This is a genomic window from Streptomyces griseobrunneus, from assembly GCF_046713465.1.
GTDB classification, from domain to species: domain Bacteria; phylum Actinomycetota; class Actinomycetes; order Streptomycetales; family Streptomycetaceae; genus Streptomyces; species Streptomyces microflavus.
On sequence record NZ_CP177080.1, the window covers coordinates 6,241,130 to 6,257,018 of the forward strand.

The 15,889-nt window shown below is 72.5% G+C and carries 16 protein-coding genes; 9 read left to right on the plus strand and 7 right to left on the minus strand.

Going from position 1 to position 15,889, the window contains the following annotated elements; all coding sequences use genetic code 11:
- Positions 1 to 67: 67 nt before the first annotated feature.
- The 5 genes from ACK8N7_RS28395 (at position 68) to ACK8N7_RS28415 (ending at position 4,985) form a co-directional block, all read left to right on the plus strand.
- On the plus strand, positions 68 to 850 hold the full coding sequence (locus tag ACK8N7_RS28395; RefSeq protein WP_500444470.1) for an SDR family oxidoreductase: 783 nt from the start codon (positions 68 to 70) through the stop codon (positions 848 to 850).
- Positions 851 to 880: 30 nt separating this feature from the next.
- Positions 881 to 1,492, plus strand: a complete 612-nt coding sequence (locus ACK8N7_RS28400; protein WP_500444471.1) for a TetR/AcrR family transcriptional regulator — start codon at positions 881 to 883, stop codon at positions 1,490 to 1,492.
- A gap of 37 nt (positions 1,493 to 1,529) precedes the next feature.
- Complete coding sequence (locus tag ACK8N7_RS28405) at positions 1,530 to 2,687, plus strand: acetyl-CoA C-acetyltransferase (protein ID WP_403209017.1); 1,158 nt, start codon at positions 1,530 to 1,532, stop codon at positions 2,685 to 2,687.
- 264 nt (positions 2,688 to 2,951) lie between these two features.
- On the plus strand, positions 2,952 to 3,155 hold the full coding sequence (locus tag ACK8N7_RS28410) for a cold-shock protein (RefSeq protein WP_015607926.1): 204 nt from the start codon (positions 2,952 to 2,954) through the stop codon (positions 3,153 to 3,155).
- A gap of 186 nt (positions 3,156 to 3,341) precedes the next feature.
- On the plus strand, positions 3,342 to 4,985 hold the full coding sequence (locus ACK8N7_RS28415; protein ID WP_403209019.1) for a DEAD/DEAH box helicase: 1,644 nt from the start codon (positions 3,342 to 3,344) through the stop codon (positions 4,983 to 4,985).
- Positions 4,986 to 5,076: 91 nt separating this feature from the next.
- On the opposite strand, the gene ACK8N7_RS28420 is transcribed toward ACK8N7_RS28415, so the two are convergent.
- Genes ACK8N7_RS28420 through ACK8N7_RS28435 form a run of 4 tightly spaced genes read right to left on the minus strand, consistent with a single transcriptional unit; the run spans position 5,077 to position 8,551 of the window.
- A complete protein-coding gene (locus tag ACK8N7_RS28420) occupies positions 5,077 to 6,165 on the minus strand; it encodes an NAD(P)H-dependent flavin oxidoreductase (protein WP_403209021.1) in 1,089 nt (362 codons plus the stop codon).
- Positions 6,165 to 6,914 (minus strand): CoA-transferase subunit beta, encoded by a 750-nt coding sequence (locus ACK8N7_RS28425; RefSeq protein WP_403209022.1) that lies wholly within the window; start codon positions 6,912 to 6,914, stop codon positions 6,165 to 6,167. Before ACK8N7_RS28425 ends, ACK8N7_RS28420 begins: the two co-directional genes overlap by 1 nt.
- Entirely contained in the window at positions 6,911 to 7,804 is an 894-nt protein-coding gene (locus ACK8N7_RS28430) for a CoA transferase subunit A (RefSeq protein ID WP_500444472.1), read from the minus strand. Before ACK8N7_RS28430 ends, ACK8N7_RS28425 begins: the two co-directional genes overlap by 4 nt.
- A gap of 3 nt (positions 7,805 to 7,807) precedes the next feature.
- Entirely contained in the window at positions 7,808 to 8,551 is a 744-nt protein-coding gene (locus ACK8N7_RS28435; protein WP_500444473.1) for an enoyl-CoA hydratase family protein, read from the minus strand.
- A 96-nt stretch (positions 8,552 to 8,647) separates the two neighbouring features.
- Between ACK8N7_RS28435 and ACK8N7_RS28440 the strand changes: the two genes are divergently transcribed.
- Positions 8,648 to 9,574, plus strand: coding sequence for an SDR family oxidoreductase (locus tag ACK8N7_RS28440; protein ID WP_500444474.1), 927 nt, complete (start codon positions 8,648 to 8,650; stop codon positions 9,572 to 9,574).
- A 61-nt stretch (positions 9,575 to 9,635) separates the two neighbouring features.
- Complete coding sequence (locus tag ACK8N7_RS28445) at positions 9,636 to 10,196, plus strand: GNAT family N-acetyltransferase (RefSeq protein WP_500444475.1); 561 nt, start codon at positions 9,636 to 9,638, stop codon at positions 10,194 to 10,196.
- Between the two features lie 125 nt (positions 10,197 to 10,321).
- On the opposite strand, the gene ACK8N7_RS28450 is transcribed toward ACK8N7_RS28445, so the two are convergent.
- Both ACK8N7_RS28450 and ACK8N7_RS28455 read right to left on the minus strand, forming a co-directional pair.
- Positions 10,322 to 11,077: an ankyrin repeat domain-containing protein gene (locus ACK8N7_RS28450; RefSeq protein ID WP_403209031.1), complete on the minus strand. Its 756-nt coding sequence runs from the start codon at positions 11,075 to 11,077 to the stop codon at positions 10,322 to 10,324.
- A gap of 30 nt (positions 11,078 to 11,107) precedes the next feature.
- The gene (locus tag ACK8N7_RS28455; protein ID WP_403209033.1) at positions 11,108 to 12,010 is read right to left on the minus strand and encodes a hypothetical protein; all 903 of its coding nucleotides are present in this window, start codon (positions 12,008 to 12,010) and stop codon (positions 11,108 to 11,110) included.
- Between the two features lie 226 nt (positions 12,011 to 12,236).
- On the opposite strand from ACK8N7_RS28455, the gene ACK8N7_RS28460 reads away from it, so the two are divergent.
- Complete coding sequence (locus tag ACK8N7_RS28460; RefSeq protein WP_055562078.1) at positions 12,237 to 13,016, plus strand: S1 family peptidase; 780 nt, start codon at positions 12,237 to 12,239, stop codon at positions 13,014 to 13,016.
- 31 nt (positions 13,017 to 13,047) lie between these two features.
- Here ACK8N7_RS28460 and ACK8N7_RS28465 read toward each other — a convergent pair whose 3' ends face one another.
- Positions 13,048 to 14,862 (minus strand): glycoside hydrolase family 35 protein, encoded by a 1,815-nt coding sequence (locus tag ACK8N7_RS28465; protein ID WP_403209035.1) that lies wholly within the window; start codon positions 14,860 to 14,862, stop codon positions 13,048 to 13,050.
- Positions 14,863 to 15,010: 148 nt separating this feature from the next.
- Between ACK8N7_RS28465 and ACK8N7_RS28470 the strand changes: the two genes are divergently transcribed.
- Positions 15,011 to 15,889 carry an AraC family transcriptional regulator gene (locus tag ACK8N7_RS28470; protein WP_015607914.1) on the plus strand — a complete coding sequence of 293 codons (879 nt, stop codon included), beginning with the start codon at positions 15,011 to 15,013 and terminating at the stop codon, positions 15,887 to 15,889.

The window sequence follows — 15,889 nt, forward strand, 5'->3', positions numbered from 1 at the left end:
CCCTAACAAGTGTTTGGTAGGTTAACGTACGGCTCAAGCACCGTCGAGGAGCAGTGGGGATGGGCCGATGAGCGCACCGAACTACCTGCCGGGCCACGGCCTGCTGACCGGCCGCACCGCCGTCGTCACCGCCGCCGCCGGAGCCGGCATCGGCGGCGCCACCGCCCGCCGCTTCCTGGAGGAAGGGGCGCGCGTAGTCATCAGCGACGCCCACGCCCGCCGCCTCAAGGAGAGCGCGCACGCCCTCGCCGAAGAGTTCGGCGCCGACCGCGTCACCGCCCTGACCTGCGACGTCACCGACGAGGACCGGGTCCAGGCCCTTTTCGCCCACGCCGAGCGCACCCACGGCGGCCTCGACATCGTCGTCAACAACGCGGGACTCGGCGGCACCGCCGAACTCACCGAGATGACCGACGACCAGTGGACGAAGATCCTCGACGTCACCCTGAACGGCACCTTCCGCTGCACCCGCGCCGCCCTGCGCTCCCTCAAGGCCGCCGGCACCGGGGGAGTCGTCGTCAACAACGCCTCCGTCGTCGGCTGGCGCGCCCAGCGCGGCCAGGCCCACTACGCCGCCGCCAAGGCGGGCGTCATGGCCCTCACCCGCTGCGCCGCGCTCGAAGCGGCCGACTACGGCGTACGCGTCAACGCCGTCGCCCCCAGCCTCGCCATGCACCCCCACCTGGCCAAGGTCACCTCCGCCGAACTGCTCGCCGAACTCACGGAGAAGGAAGCCTTCGGCCGGTACGCCGAGCCCTGGGAGATCGCCAACGTGATCGTCTTCCTCGCCAGCGGCTACTCCTCGTACATGACCGGTGAGGTCGTCGCCGTCAGCAGCCAGCATGCGTGAACACCCGGGCCGCGGGCGGACAATGGCGGGGTGCCTACCAAGAAGAAGCCCCAGGTGACCCCCACCCCCGAACGGCGCAGCGAACTCCTCGCCACCGCCGCCGAGGTCTTCGCCGCCCAGGGATACAACGCCACCACCGTCCGCCGGATCGCGGACGAGGCGGGGATGCTCGCCGGCAGCCTCTACTACCACTTCGATTCCAAGGAATCGATGATCGACGAGATCCTCTCCACCTTCCTCGACGAGCTCTGGCAGGGGTACGACGCCGTCCTGGCGGCCAGACTCGGCCCCCGCGAGACCATCGAGGCACTGGTCACCGAGTCCTTCCGGGAGATCGACCGGCACCGCCCCGCCGTCGCGATCTACCAGAAGGAGTCCAGGCACCTCGCCACCCAGCCCCGCTTCGCCTACCTCGCCGACTCGCAGGCGAAGTTCGAGAAGGCCTGGCTCTCCACCCTGGAACGAGGCGTCGCCGAAGGCACCTTCCGCGACGACCTGGACATCCGCCTCACCTACCGCTTCGTCCGCGACACCGTCTGGGTCGCGGCCTCCTGGTACCGGCCCGGCGGACACCACAGCCCCGAGGAGATCGCCCGCCAGTACCTGTCGATGGTGCTGGACGGGATCGCCCTGCGCACCTAGCCGTATGCCACCTTTGCCACCTTGAGGAGCAGCAGCCATGGCCGAGGCCTACATCGTCGAAGCGGTACGGACACCCGTCGGACGGCGCAAGGGGGGCCTCGCGGCCGTCCACCCCGCCGACCTCGGCGCCCATGTGCTGAAGGAGCTGATGGCCCGCGCGGGCGTCGACCCGGCGGCCGTGGAGGACGTCGTCTTCGGCTGCCTGGACACCGTCGGACCGCAGGCCGGGGACATCGCCCGTACGTCATGGCTGGCGGCCGGGCTCCCCGAGGAGGTCCCCGGCGTCACCATCGACCGGCAGTGCGGCTCCTCCCAGCAGGCCCTCCACTTCGCGGCCCAGGGCGTCCTCTCCGGCACCCAGGACCTCGTCGTCGCCGGCGGCACCCAGAACATGACCCAGATCCCCATCGCCTTCGCCTCCCGCCAGGCCGCCGAACCCCTCGGCCTCACCCAGGGCCCGTACGCGGGCAGCGAAGGCTGGCGCGCCCGGTACGGCGACGCGCCCGTCAACCAGTTCCACGGCGCCCAGCTCATCGCCGAGAAGTGGGGGATCAGCCGCCGCGACATGGAGGAGTTCGCCCTCACCTCCCACCGCCGGGCCGTCCGCGCCGTCGACGAGGGCCGCTTCACCCGCGAGACCGTCGCGTACGGGGACGTCACCGCCGACGAGGGACCGCGCCGCGACACCACCCTGGAGAAGATGGCCGCACTCAGCCCCGTCCTGCCCGGCGGCACCATCACCGCCGCCTGCTCCTCACAGGTCTCCGACGGAGCCGCCGCGCTGCTCATCGCCTCCGAGCGGGCCGTCGCCGAACACGGCCTCACCCCGCGCGCCCGGATCCACCACCTCTCCGTCCGGGGCGAGGACCCGATCCGGATGCTCTCCGCCCCGATCCCCGCCACCGCGTACGCCCTCAAGAAGACCGGCCTCACCATCGACGCCATCGACCTCGTCGAGATCAACGAGGCCTTCGCACCGGTCGTCCTCGCCTGGCTGAAGGAGACCGGCGCCGACCCCGAGCGCGTCAACGTCAACGGCGGGGCGATCGCGCTCGGCCACCCCCTCGGCGCTACCGGCGCCAAGCTGATGACCACACTCCTGCACGAACTCGAACGCACCGGGGGCCGCTACGGGCTCCAGACCATGTGCGAAGGCGGCGGACAGGCCAACGTCACCATCGTCGAGCGCCTCTGACCCACGCGGGCGACACCGGCCGTACCCCTTCTGGTCAGCCAAGTTTTCCCTCGCGCGGTGTGGTGCGTCACTCCGCGCGAGGAGAGGACGTGCTACGGTGTTCCCGTTGCAGTTTTGGTACCCATGAACTTTATGTGCGCCTGACGGGAATGCTTCCTCAGGCGCTTTATTGTTTTCCGGCTTTCTCCGGGTGGGGCTCAATGCGGCGACTTGGAATCCGTAAAGTGCGGATTCTCGGCACTGCACCTCTTTTAGGAGAATGACATGGCTACTGGAACCGTGAAGTGGTTCAACTCGGAAAAGGGCTTCGGCTTCATCGAGCAGGACGGCGGCGGCGCCGACGTCTTCGCCCACTACTCCAACATCGCCACCCAGGGCTTCCGTGAGCTCCAGGAGGGCCAGAAGGTCTCCTTCGACGTCACGCAGGGCCAGAAGGGCCCGCAGGCGGAGAACATCGTCCCGGCCTAATTGCCGCGACGCGTACCTCTCTGACCGGGGCCCGCACCGTGAAGGTGCGGGCCCCGGTTTGTGCTGTTCGAGGAACAACCCGCTTTGTGCGCGCATCCTGGGGGCGCACGACAAGCGGTCGGACAAGCACATCGGCAGTGAACCGAATCCGCAGTTGCCCAGGAATCCCCAGGAGGGCAATTCCGTATGACTCGCTTCGAACGCCAGGACCGCACCCCCCGCTCCCGCCCGGCCCGTGGCCGCGGCCAGGGCGCGACCGCGCAGGCGGCGTCCAACCCCCGCGGCGCCGCCGCCGCCCGCTCCAAGGCTCCGGCCCGCCGCCGCGCCACCCCGCCGCAGGGCGAGTTCGCCCTGCCGGAGATGGTGACCCCCGCGCTGCCCGCCGTCGAGGCCTTCGCGGACCTGGACATGCCGGCCGCGCTCCTCAAGACCCTCACCGCGCAGGGCGTCACCGAGCCGTTCCCGATCCAGGGCGCGACCCTGCCGAACTCGCTGGCCGGCCGGGACATCCTCGGCCGCGGCCGCACCGGCTCGGGCAAGACCCTCGCCTTCGGCCTCGCGCTGCTGGCCCGCACCGCCGGCCGCCGCAGCGAGCCGCGCGCCCCGCTCGCCATGGTCCTCGTGCCCACGCGTGAGCTGGCCCAGCAGGTCACCGACGCGCTGACCCCGTACGCGACCGCCGTGAACCTGCGGATGGCCACCGTCGTCGGCGGCATGTCGATCACCAAGCAGTCCGCCACCCTGCGGCGCGGCGCCGAAGTGCTCGTCGCCACCCCGGGCCGGCTCAAGGACCTCATCGAGCGCGGCGACTGCCGACTGGACGAGGTCGCCATCACCGTCCTCGACGAGGCCGACCAGATGGCCGACATGGGCTTCATGCCGCAGGTCGTCGCCCTGCTCAAGCAGGTCGAGGCGGACGGGCAGCGGATGCTGTTCTCCGCGACCCTGGACAAGAACATCGACCGCCTCGTCAAGATGTTCCTCACCGACCCGGTCGTCCACTCCGTCGACCCGTCCGCCGGTGCGGTCACCACGATGGAGCACCACGTGCTCCACGTCATGGACGAGACGGACAAGAAGGCCGTCGCCACGAAGATCGCCGCCCGTGAGGGCCGCGTGATCATGTTCGTCGACACCAAGCGCGCCGCCGACCGCTTCGCCAAGCGGCTGCTCGCCAGCGGTGTCCGGGCTGCCGCCCTGCACGGCGGGCGCTCCCAGCCGCAGCGCAACCGGACCCTGGACCAGTTCAAGAACGGCCAGGTCACCGCGCTCGTCGCGACGAACGTGGCGGCCCGTGGCATCCACGTCGACGACCTCGACCTCGTCGTCAACGTCGACCCGCCGACCGACCACAAGGACTACCTCCACCGCGGCGGGCGCACGGCGCGTGCCGGGGAGTCCGGCAGCGTCGTCACGCTGGTGCTGCCCGAGGAGAAGCGGGAGATGACCCGGCTGATGCAGGACGCGGGCATCGCGCCGCGCACCACGCGGGTCACCTCCAGCGACGAGGAGCTGTCCCGGATCACGGGGGCGCGTGAGCCCTCCGGGATCGCGATCGTCGTCGAGGTCCCGCAGCCGACTCCGCCGAAGCAGCGGACTCGGGCGGGCGGTTCGGGTTCGGCCGGCTCCGGTGGGGGCGCGGTGCGCTCCGGGAGCCGGGGGCGGGGACGGCGTGGGACCGGTGCGGGTGCGGGTGGCACGTCCGGTGGCGCCCAGGGTGGTGGCGCGGGTCGTTCCGGCGCCGCGCGTGCCGGTGGCGAGGCCCGTGGTGCGGGTCGCTCCGGTGCGGGGCGTACCGGCGCTCCGGCGCGGGGGCGTCGGGCAGCGTAGCGGCATTTCAAGCCGTCCGGCGATTGAGGACCGGGGTCCGGGGCAGAGCCTCGGAGTGCCCCGCCTCGGTCGCCGGCCCCCGGCGGCGTCCTCAAGCGCCGGACGGGCTGGATTTTGCCGCCCGGCCGTTGAGTTCGGGTGAGGGTAGGCCCGCCAAGGCATCGTCCGCCTCGGCCATGATCCGGGCCACCAGCTCCGCCACGTTCGGCAGGTCCTCGATCAGGGCCGCCACCTGGCCCGACGCCATGATGCCCAGGTCCGTGCGGCCGTCCACCATGGACGCCTTGAGCAGCATCGGCGTGTTCGCCGCCAGCAGCACCTGGCTCCAGGTCAGGTCCTTGCCGTGCCGGAGCGCCAGACCGTCCCGCACCATGCCGGGCCAGCTCAGGCCGGAGATCCGCCGGAAGCCGGACGCCCGCCGCAGCGCGCGGTACAGCGAACGCAGCCGGCCCGCGCCTTCCAGCTCCGCCACCATCTCCGTACGGAGCATCCGGTGGGGGAGCCCGTCCACGGCGGTCGTCAGGGTGATGTCCTTCACCGTGGCCGCCAGATAGCGGGCCTTCACCGCGTCCGGCACCGTCGAGTCCGAGGTCAGCAGGAACCTGGTCCCCATCGCCACGCCCGCCGCCCCGTACGCCAGCGCCGCGACCAGCCCGCGCCCGTCGTGGAAGCCGCCCGCCGCGATCACCGGGATGTCCACCGCGTCCACCACCTGGGGCAGCAGCACCGTCGTCGCCACGTTCCCCGTGTGGCCGCCACCCTCGCCGCCCTGCACGATCACCGCGTCCGCGCCCCAGGCCGCGACCTTCTCCGCATGGCGCCGGGCCCCCACCGACGGGACGACGACCACGCCCGCGTCCTTCAGCTCCGCGATGAGCTCCTTCGACGGGGCGAGCGCGAACGACGCCACCCGCACGCCCTCCTCGACGATGATCCGCACCCGCTCCCGCGCGTCCCCGGCGTCCGCGCGCAGGTTCACCCCGAACGGGGCCTCCGTCCGCGACCTCACCTCCCGTACGGCGGAACGCAGTTGGTCCGGGCTCATGGTCGCGGAGGCCAGGATGCCGAGCGCACCCGCCCGCGCGGTCGCCGTGACCAGGCGGGGGCCGGAGACCCAGCCCATCCCGGTCTGCACGATCGGGTGCCGGACACCGGTGAGGTCGGTGAGCGCCGTGCGCATCAGGGCCGCACCTCACGGTCACGGGTGCCCGACGGGTCGATGACCTCGCGGATCAGGGCGAGTTCGGCGGGGGAGGGGTCGCGGGTGTGCGGGACGTCGGCGGGGACGGTGAGGGTGAAGCCTGTCGCCTCGCGGACCTGGTCCACCGTGACGCCCGGGTGGAGCGAGGCCAGCCGCATCGAACGGTCCGGGGTCGCGAAGTCGAAGACCCCGAGATCGCTGACGACCCGGGGGATGCGGTGGAAGCGCGTGGCCGAGGGGCCCGCCGCCTCGGCCCGGTCGTGACCGACCCCGCAGACCATGTCGACCCGCTCGACGAAGACCCGGGGGGAGTGCCGGGGGATCCAGTAACTCACCGGGTTGTTGAGGGTGTTGACCGGTGCTCCGCGCACTCCCAGGAGCTGGCGGGTCGGCTGCTCCCAGTCGCCGATGCAGGAGATGTTCTGGTTGCCGAACCGGTCGATCTGGCTCGCGCCCATCATCACGTGCCGCCGTCCCCCGGTGACCAGGGTGAGGTGCTTGCGGTAGGGGAGCCAGCCCTCCGCCTCTCCGCCCGGGCCGACGATCGTCGCCTCGCCGTCCGTCAGCAGCAGTTCGGGGGCGAAGGTCAGCCGGGCCAGCCGTGCGCCGACGGACGGGATCGCTCCCATCGGACTGGCCAGTACCTCGCCGTCGCCGCGCCAGGCCTCCGCGCAGGCGATCACGCAGTACTCGGCACGGGTGATGCTCCCGATGGCGGATGCGTTCATTTCTGCTCCTCGTGCCAGGTGCTGACCGCCTGCTGGTAGCCCTTCTCGTCGCCGTCCGGAGGCAGGAAGCGCGCGCTGAACCCGGCCCAGGCCACGGGGTCCGCCGCCGCGGCCGCGTACGCCCTCTGGAACGGCTCGTCACGCGGATGGTCGGGAACGCACGAGGTGAAGTGCGCGCCGCCCGGCGTCTCCACGACCCCGGTGACGGAGTGCCGCTGGACGAGGAGCGTCTGCGGGGCCGCGCCGGACTCTTCCATCAACTCCGCCGTCTCCACCAGGCGTTCGCAGGAGACGTACGCCGTGTCCGCCGCCTCGCAGAACAGGTCGTCGAAGTACGGGTCGGGGCCCAGGTACTGCCCGTTGCCCAGCCGGTCCGCCCGGTTCAGGTGGACCAGCGCAGCGTCCATCCGCAGGGCCGGCACCGCGACGAACTCCTCGCCGTCCTCGTACGGTGAAGTCACCGTCCGCAGCTCGGGGTTGACCCGCATCACGTCGGAGCCGAGCCCCGCCCGCACCGGCAGGAACGGCAGCCGGTTGGCGGCCGCGTGCAGCCCCCACATGAACATCGCCTCGTCGATCTCCGTGAGCGCGAACGCCCCGCGCTGCCGGGCCGCCCGGTAGTGCGGCTCCAGCGGGATCGAGTCGAGCGTCACGAACGCGGTGACCAGGCGGGAGATCCGGCCCGCGGCGGCCAGCAGTCCGACGTCCGGGCCGCCGTAGGAGATCACCGTCAGATCGGTGACGGGCGACCGGAGCAACGCCCTGACCAGGGCCATCGGCTTGCGGCGCGAACCCCAGCCGCCGATGCCGATCGTCATGCCGCTGTGCAGCCGGGCGACGACCTCCTCCGGCGTCATGGTCTTGTCGCGCGCGGGGGGCACCGTACTCATGGTTCAGGCCTCCTTGCCGAAGGTGGAGCGGACCCGGTCGGCGGTCCCCGCCAGGCTCGCCTCGAAGGTGAAGCCCTGCTCGAAGCGGTAGCTGCGCCGTACGTCGACGGGGTCGATGCCGTTGAGCGCGGCCTTGGCCAGCCGCAGCAGGTGCCCGTCCTTACGGGCGATCTCCACCGCCAAGTCCGTTGCCGCGTGCTGCAGTTCGTCCGCCGATACGACCCGCCAGACCGAGCCGTGGGCGAGGAGTTCGGCCGCCGTCACCGTGCGCGAGGTGTAGTACAGCGTCCGCATCAGGTGCTGCGGGACCAGCCGGGCCAGATGGGTCGCGGCCCCGAGCGCGCCCCGGTCCAGCTCCGGCAGGCCGAAGACGGCGTCCTCGCTCGCCACGATCGCGTCGGCGTTCCCGACGAGGCCGATGCCGCCCCCGAGGCAGAACCCGTGCACCGCGGCGACGACCGGCACCTCGCAGGCGTACACGGCCTCGAACGCCTCCGCGCAGCCCCGGTTGACGCCGATCAGGGCCGCGTTCCCCGGGTCGCGCTGCAACTCCTTGATGTCGACACCGGCGTTGAAGCCCCGCCCGGCGGCGGCCAGGACGACACAGCGCACCTCCGGGTCGCGGCCCGCCGCCCGGACGGCGTCGGCCAGGTCGTACCAGCCCTGCACGGGAAGCGCGTTGACGGGCGGCCGGTCGACGGTGACGACACGGACGCCCTCGGCGGGAGACGCGGTGGAGACAGTCATCGGAGGATCAGCTACCTTTCCACCAAACATTTGTTAGGTGGACGGTAGCAGCCCCGCCCTCGCCCGCCAACCGGCCCCACGTACACGGGAGATGAGATGAACGCATCCACTGCTGACGGGCTCTGCGCGGGCCGGGTCGTCGCCGTCACGGGTGCCGGGCGTGGCCTCGGCCGGGCCCACGCGCTCGCCTTCGCCGCCGAAGGGGCCCGGGTCGTCGTGAACGACCTCGGCGTCGGGCCCGGCGGCGACGGCGGCTCGGGCGGACCCGCCCGCCGGGTCGTCGAGGAGATCGCTGCCCGGGGCGGCGAAGCGGTCGTCCACGACGGCGACATCGCCACCACCGAGGGCGCCGCCTCCCTGGTCACCACAGCCCTGGACGCCTTCGGCCGCCTCGACACCCTGGTCAACAACGCAGGCTTCCTGCGCGACCGGATGCTCGTCAACCTGGACGAGGACGACTGGGACGCGGTGATGCGCGTCCATCTCAAGGGCCACTTCCTGCCCCTGAAGCACGCCGCCGCGCACTGGCGGGGAGAGGCCAAGGCGGGCCGGCCGCCCGTCGCCCGGGTGATCAACACCAGCTCGGGCGCCGGACTCCTCGGCAGCGTCGGCCAGGGCAACTACGCGGCCGCCAAAGCCGGAATCGTCGCCCTGACGCTGGTCGCGGCCGCCGAACTGGGCCGGTACGGAGTCCACGTCAACGCCCTCGCCCCCGCCGCCCGGACCCGGATGACCGAGCAGACCTTCGCCGCGACGATGGCGGCCCCGGGGGAGGGGCAGTTCGACGCGATGGCCCCCGAGAACGTCTCGCCCCTCGTCGTCTGGCTCGGCTCCGCCGCGAGCGAGGGCGTGACCGGCCGCGTCTTCGAGGCCGAGGCGGGCCGCATCACCGTCATGGAGGGCTGGCGCCCCGGCCCCACCGACGACCGGGGCGCGCGCAGGTCCCCGGCCGATGCGGGGGAGACCGTACACCGGCTGCTGGCGGACGCCGAGGTGCCGCAGCGGGTGTACGGGGCGTCGTAGGCGTGTCGGGGCCGCGCATATCCGGTGGCGGGACCCGGCCGCGTACGGCGAGGATCACCGTATGCGCACCTTCCTGGAGACCGGCCGGCTCGTGCTGCGCCCGTTCACGGACGCCGACGCCCCCGACCTGCTCGCCCTCGACAACGATCCCGAGGTCATGCGGTACATCAACGGCGGCCGCCCGGTCGGCGCCGGGGAGATCCGGGAGCGGACCCTGCCGAGGCTCCTCCACGACCACCCGTGCACCGGGACCCGCGGGTTCTGGGCCACGGAGGAGAAGGCCACCAGAGCCTTCCTCGGCTGGTTCGAACTCCGCCCCCTCGACGACCACGACCCGGCCGTCGTCGAGCTCGGCTACCGGCTGAACAGGGCCGCCTGGGGGCGGGGTTACGCCACCGAGGGCGCGCGGGCCCTGGTGCGCAAGGGGTTCACCGACCTCGGGGCGGAACGCGTGACCGCCAACACCATGGCCGTCAACGCGGGGTCCCGGCGGGTGATGGAGAAGGTGGGCCTGACCTTCCTGCGCGCCTACACCGAGGACTGGCCGGACGCCATCGAGGGCTCGGAGCACGGCGAGGTGGAGTACGGAGTCACCCGGGAGGCGTGGGGGCGGGGAGCGTAGAGCTCACCCGCGGACAGCGCATCGCTCACCCGGGAGGCCTGGGGGCGGACAGCGCAGAGCTCACCCGCGGGGCGCGTAGCGCTCGCCCGGCGCGCCCGAACGGGCGGCAGGGCAAAGCCCCCCGCTCACCCCCACCCCTCCAGCAGCGCCGCGATCTCCCCGTGGCCCGTGTGCCGGTCCGCCCCCGCCGTCGGTACCCCGTCCCGCAGCAGCTCCACGGCCACCGTCTCCTCGCCGTCCACCAGTTCCCGCCGGACCACCGCGTCGAGCCCGGGGCCGTACGCCTCCTCCAGCTGCCGCAGCAGCTCCCGCTCCAGGTCGAGACCGGCCGGCCGCCGCGCCTCGGCCAGTGCCGCACCCATCACCGCGTTCTGCCCCGGCGCCCCCGACCCGTACTCCAGCAGCGCCCGCACCGTGCGCAGCGAGCCCCGCTGCGCCGCCAGGACCAGCATCGGCTCCCCCTGCGGGCCGGGCAGCAACGGGTCCGCGCCCCCGGCGAGCAGCACCTCCACCGTCGAGGCGTGGCCCAGGCCCACCGCCCAGCGCAGCGCCGTGAACCCGAACTCCTCGCGCAGATCCGGCCGCGCCCCGGCGGACAGCAGCGCCTCCACCACCTCGGTGTGGCCGCCGCATGCCGCCCCGCACAGCGGCAGGTCGGCCGTCCCCTCGCCGCTCGCCCGGTCGGGATCGGCGCCCGCCGCGAGCAGCAGCCGTACCGCCCCCGGCAGGTTCTGGACCGCCGCCAGATAGAGCGCCGTCGTGCCCTCCTCGTCGCTCGACTCGGCCCGCGCACCCGCACGCAGCGCCCGTACGACAGCGTTCTCGTCCTCGTACAGCGCATCGAACAGGCTTGGTTCGTCCCTGATCGGCTCGTTCGTCATGCTTCGACCCTACGGTGGCCGGAATGACGCTCAGGTGTCGCACTCCAGTCGCGTACGGCACAGCCCGCACCGCGCGACGGTCCGGCCCCGGACGGGGAGCCGGATGCGCTGGTGGCAGGTGGGGCAGGGGAAGGAGACCCGCAGCCCCTCGCCGCCGGACTCGAACGCGTACGGAACGCTCGGGTCCGCGCCCGTGCCGGGGTGGTCCTGGGCGTACCGCCGGTCCTTGGCGTAGCGCCGCCGCCCCGCCCAGCCGGCCGCCGTCAGCGGGGGCCTGCGCAGATCGTGCAGCGCCTGCGCCCGCCCCTTCGTGTACGCCGTGTACGCCTGCGGGCTGGTGAACCAGGGCGAGGGGTCCTCGTCGAACACGAACGCCCGCTGGGCCAGGACGTACCCGAACTCCTCCGGCGTCAGATAGCCCAGCTTCTGCCGGGACGTGGCGTCCTCCCGGAAGGCGTCCAGCAGCAGCCAGCCCGCGCCGAGATAGGTGGTCACCGTGTCGGTGAGGATCTCGTTGTCCCGGGTGCCGGGGAACTCCAGGCCCAGCCGGTGCAGCAGGACATGGGTGATCTCGTGCGCGAGCGCCGCGCCGATGTCCCTGCGGTGGGTGCGGAACCGGTCGTTGAGCTCGATGAAGTACTCCGGTCCCGCCGTCAGTTCCACGCTCGCCGCGTGCTCCATCGTGCGGAAGCCGACGATCATGCGGGCGTCGGGCAGATGGAGGTGCTGGACCAGGGCCCGTGCCACCCGCTGGGCGCCGAGATGGAGATCGTCCCCGTCGGAGAAGGCGGCGTCGGCGGGGACCAGGCTGGTGCCGTAGGCGTGGACGCCGTCGGAGGAGAGCCGCCGGTACAGCGCGGTGATCGCGGACCGGACCGTGTCCAGATGCGGAAAGCCGTGGACGACCGGTGTGCCCGGACTGCTGCTGCTCACGCCCGTACCCCCATCCATCCCGTCGGAGGAACCCCCGCCCTCGACGGACCTCCACTGTAGGCCGGGGCGCCGGAGGGGCGCGGAATTCGCCGTAACGAGCTTGGCCGAAAAGTGTGCCTTGTGGCAGCGGTGACCGCATCCCGATAATCGGATGGCCTTGACGGGTTCATGACTACGTCGCCCCGTCGTGGTTCCCACGAGAACCCCCCACGAAAGAAGGCAGTCCGTGAAGCAACTCCTGCGTGCGCTGAAGAGATGTTCCGTCGTCGTCGCCACCGTCGCCATAGCCGTCGTCGGCCTCCAGCCCGTCACCGCCTCGGCCGCCCCCAACCCCATCGTCGGCGGAACCCGCGCCGCCCAGGGCGAGTTCCCCTTCATGGTCCGGCTCTCCATGGGCTGCGGCGGCGCCCTCTACGCCAAGGACATCGTCCTCACCGCCGCCCACTGCGTGAACGGATCGGGCAACAACACCTCGATCACCGCCACCGCCGGCGTCGTCGACCTCCAGTCGTCGAGCGCCATCAAGGTCCGCTCCACCAAGGTCCTCCAGGCACCCGGCTACAACGGCACCGGCAAGGACTGGGCGCTCATCAAGCTCGCCCAGCCCATCAACCTGCCCACCCTGAAGATCGCCACCACCACCGCCTACAACCAGGGCACCTTCACCGTCGCCGGCTGGGGAGCCAACCGCGAGGGCGGCAGCCAGCAGCGCTACCTGCTCAAGGCCGACGTCCCGTTCGTCTCCGACACCGCCTGCCGCTCCGCCTACGGCAGCTCATTCGTCGCCGGTGAGGAAATCTGCGCCGGCTACCTCAGCACCGGTGGCGTCGACACCTGCCAGGGCGACTCCGGCGGCCCGATGTTCCGCCGGGACAACGCCGGAGCCTGGGTCCAGGTCGGGATCACCAGCTACGGCCAGGGCTGTGCCCGACCCAACTACCCCGGCGTCTACACCGAGGTCTCGACCTTCGCCTCCGCCATCGCCTCCGCCGCCGCCGGTCTCTGACACTCCCGACCGCCCGCACCCCCGCGGGTGATCACGGCTGAACCACCCCGGGGGTGCCCGTCCGTACGGGCGCCCCCGGACCCAGCTCCACCCACGCCTCGCCCGCGCCCTCCAGCTCCAGCACCCAGACCTCGTTGACGCCCTCCCGGAGCACCGGACCCGGCACGTACAGCGTCTCCTGCGGGCCCGCGGACCAGTACCGGCCCAGGCAGAAACCGTTCACCCAGACGAAGCCGCGCGTCCAGCCGGGCAGTTCGAGCCCCGCGTGGTCCGCGCCCTCCGGCCCTTCGAAGGTGAACGTCCCCCGGAACAGTCCCGTCCGGTTCCCGTCGGCGCCCTCCGGTACCGGCCCGAACGGCACCCCCGCCACCGCGCCCGCCTCCTCGAAGGCGTCCAGCCGCAGCCCCCGGGCCCGTACACCGTGCAGATACTGCCGCTCGTGCAGCACCCCGCCCGTGATCCCCTTCGGCTCACCCAGGCGCGGCCCGTAGTTGACCCGGCCCAGCGACTCCACCCACAGCTCCACCACCGCCCCACCCGCCACCGGCTCCGGCAGCGTGGCGGACTCCTCGGTCAGCACCCCCGCCCGGACCCCGTCCACGTACACCACCGCCCGGTCCCGCAGCCCCGCCGCCGTCAGCGGATACGGGATGCGCGGCCCCGGGACCGCCACCCGGTAGCGCACCAGACCCCGGCCCACCCCCAGCTCCTCGAACGTCGGCGCCACCCCCGACTCCGGCCCCTCCGGATCACCCAGCGCCTCCAGTACGTCCCCGAGCCCGGCCCAGCCGTCCAGCTCCACCCGCACCGGATCGGCCAGGCCCTCCGGCTCCGGCGGCAGCGCGGGCAGCGGGCCCTCCGCGTACTCCTGAAGCACCTTCCGGAACAGGTGGAACTTCTCCGTGGCCCGCCCGTACTCGTCGACGGGCGCGTCGTAGTCGTACGACGTCACCGTCGGCTGGAACTCCCCGTCCTGCACCGGCCCGCCCCGGTTCGCCCCCGCCCAGCCCGCGAAGTTCGTCCCGCCGTGCGCCATGTAGATGTTCACCGACGCCCCGCACTCCAGGATCTCCCGCAGCGCGTCCGCCGCCTGCCCCGCATCCCGCAGCACCGGTTCGGCCCCCCAGTGGCCGAACCAGCCGCACCAGAACTCCATGCACATCAGCGGCCCCTTCGGCTGATGGCGGCGCAGCACCTCGAAGCCCTCCCGCGCCCCCGAACCGAAGTTCGCCGTCGCCAGCAGCCCCGGAACGGACCCACCCGTCAGCATGTGGTCCTCGGGCCCGTCCGACGTGAACAGCGGAACGCTCACCCCGCACCGACGCAACAACCCCGCCAGCCACTCCAGATACACCGCGTCCGAGCCGTAACTCCCGTACTCGTTCTCCGCCTGCACCAGGATCACCGGACCGCCCCGGTCCACCTGCCGCCGCACGACCTGCGGCAGCAGCTCCCGGAACCACCGCTCCACCACCGCCCGGTACCCCGCGTCCCGTGTCCGCACCCGCCGCCCGAACCGGCCCGTCACCCAGACCGGCAGCCCGCCGTTCTCCCACTCGGCACAGATGTACGGACCCGGGCGCACGACCGCCCACAGCCCGGCCCGCTCCACCGCGTCCAGGAACCGGCCGAGCGCCCCCACATCCCGGTACACACCCTCCCGCTCCTCGTGCAGATTCCACGGCACATACGTCTCGACGCAGTTCAGCCCCATCGCCGCCAGCATCGACAGCCGGTGCTCCCACTGCTCCTCATGCACCCGGAAGTAGTGCAGGGCACCCGACAGCAGCCGTACGGGCTTCCTGTCGAGCCGGAAGTGGTCGTCCCCCACGGTGAAGTCGGTCATCGTGCTCGTACGCTCCTGTGCTCCGCCGCACCCGGCGGCCCGGGGGTGAATTGGTCCGACCACCTTCACCCCTGGCGCGCACCGGGTCCATGGACAAAGATCGCTGCTGATTGGACGCAACGCACCGCCCAGGGAGAGGAAGGCCGCGATGTACCACACCTGGATGCGCTTCTTCACCCCCAGCCCGCTCCACCACCGCCTCGGCCTCGTCTGCCTCGGCGTCGGCCTCCAGCACGGCGCACTGCCCACCGTCGGCCCCCGCACCCTGGACCACCACGTCGCCGTGATCGTCAACTCCGGCACCGGCTGGTTCAGCGGCCCCGACGGACGCCGCACCCCCGTCACCGGCCCCACCCTCATCTGGCTGACCCCCGGCACCCCGCACCACTACGGCGCCGACCCCGGCACCGGCTGGGACGAGAGCTTCGTCGACTTCACCGGCCCCGCCACCACCACCTACACCGAGCTCGGCTGCATCGAACCCGACCGCCCCCTCGTCCCGCTCTCCGACACCGCGGGCCCCCGCGCCGCCGTCGGCCGCATCGTGCGCGCCGCCCGCCGAGGCAACCCCCTCCTGGAGGTCGAGACCGCGGCCGCCGTCCACGAACTCCTCGTCTCCCTGCGCCGCGCCCGCGCCGACCTCGGCCCCGACGGCGACCCGGTCCTGCAGTCACTGGCCCGCGACGCCTACCAGCCGCTCTCCGTCGCCGAGCACGCCGCCAAGCACGGCATGACCCCCGCCGAACTCCGCACCGCCGTACGGCGCGGCGCCGGCTGCAGCCCCAAGGACTACCTGCTCACCATCCGCCTCGGCCGCGCCAAGGAACTCCTCGCCGCCACCGACCTGCCGGTCGCCGCCGTCGCCCGCCGCGTCGGTTACGACGACCCCGCCTACTTCTCCCGCCTCTTCGCCCGCCGCGTCGGCACCGCCCCCGTCCGCTTCCGCGAACAGCAGGGGCGCAGTGTGCCCGGCGGCTGGAGCGACCAGGTGCCCGACCCGGACGACCCGCCGATGATCGGGCCGTGA

Coding starts and splice junctions, on each gene's coding strand:
- ACK8N7_RS28410 (WP_015607926.1), top strand. CDS start 2,952: ATGGCTACTGGAACCGTGAAGTGGTTCAACTCGGAAAAGGGCTTCGGC.
- ACK8N7_RS28470 (WP_015607914.1), top strand. CDS start 15,011: ATGTACCACACCTGGATGCGCTTCTTCACCCCCAGCCCGCTCCACCAC.
- ACK8N7_RS28405 (WP_403209017.1), top strand. CDS start 1,530: ATGGCCGAGGCCTACATCGTCGAAGCGGTACGGACACCCGTCGGACGG.
- ACK8N7_RS28465 (WP_403209035.1), bottom strand. CDS start 14,862: ATGACCGACTTCACCGTGGGGGACGACCACTTCCGGCTCGACAGGAAG.
- ACK8N7_RS28445 (WP_500444475.1), top strand. CDS start 9,636: ATGCGCACCTTCCTGGAGACCGGCCGGCTCGTGCTGCGCCCGTTCACG.
- ACK8N7_RS28435 (WP_500444473.1), bottom strand. CDS start 8,551: ATGACTGTCTCCACCGCGTCTCCCGCCGAGGGCGTCCGTGTCGTCACC.
- ACK8N7_RS28425 (WP_403209022.1), bottom strand. CDS start 6,914: ATGAACGCATCCGCCATCGGGAGCATCACCCGTGCCGAGTACTGCGTG.
- ACK8N7_RS28420 (WP_403209021.1), bottom strand. CDS start 6,165: ATGCGCACGGCGCTCACCGACCTCACCGGTGTCCGGCACCCGATCGTG.
- ACK8N7_RS28395 (WP_500444470.1), top strand. CDS start 68: ATGAGCGCACCGAACTACCTGCCGGGCCACGGCCTGCTGACCGGCCGC.
- ACK8N7_RS28430 (WP_500444472.1), bottom strand. CDS start 7,804: ATGAGTACGGTGCCCCCCGCGCGCGACAAGACCATGACGCCGGAGGAG.
- ACK8N7_RS28450 (WP_403209031.1), bottom strand. CDS start 11,077: ATGACGAACGAGCCGATCAGGGACGAACCAAGCCTGTTCGATGCGCTG.
- ACK8N7_RS28440 (WP_500444474.1), top strand. CDS start 8,648: ATGAACGCATCCACTGCTGACGGGCTCTGCGCGGGCCGGGTCGTCGCC.
- ACK8N7_RS28415 (WP_403209019.1), top strand. CDS start 3,342: ATGACTCGCTTCGAACGCCAGGACCGCACCCCCCGCTCCCGCCCGGCC.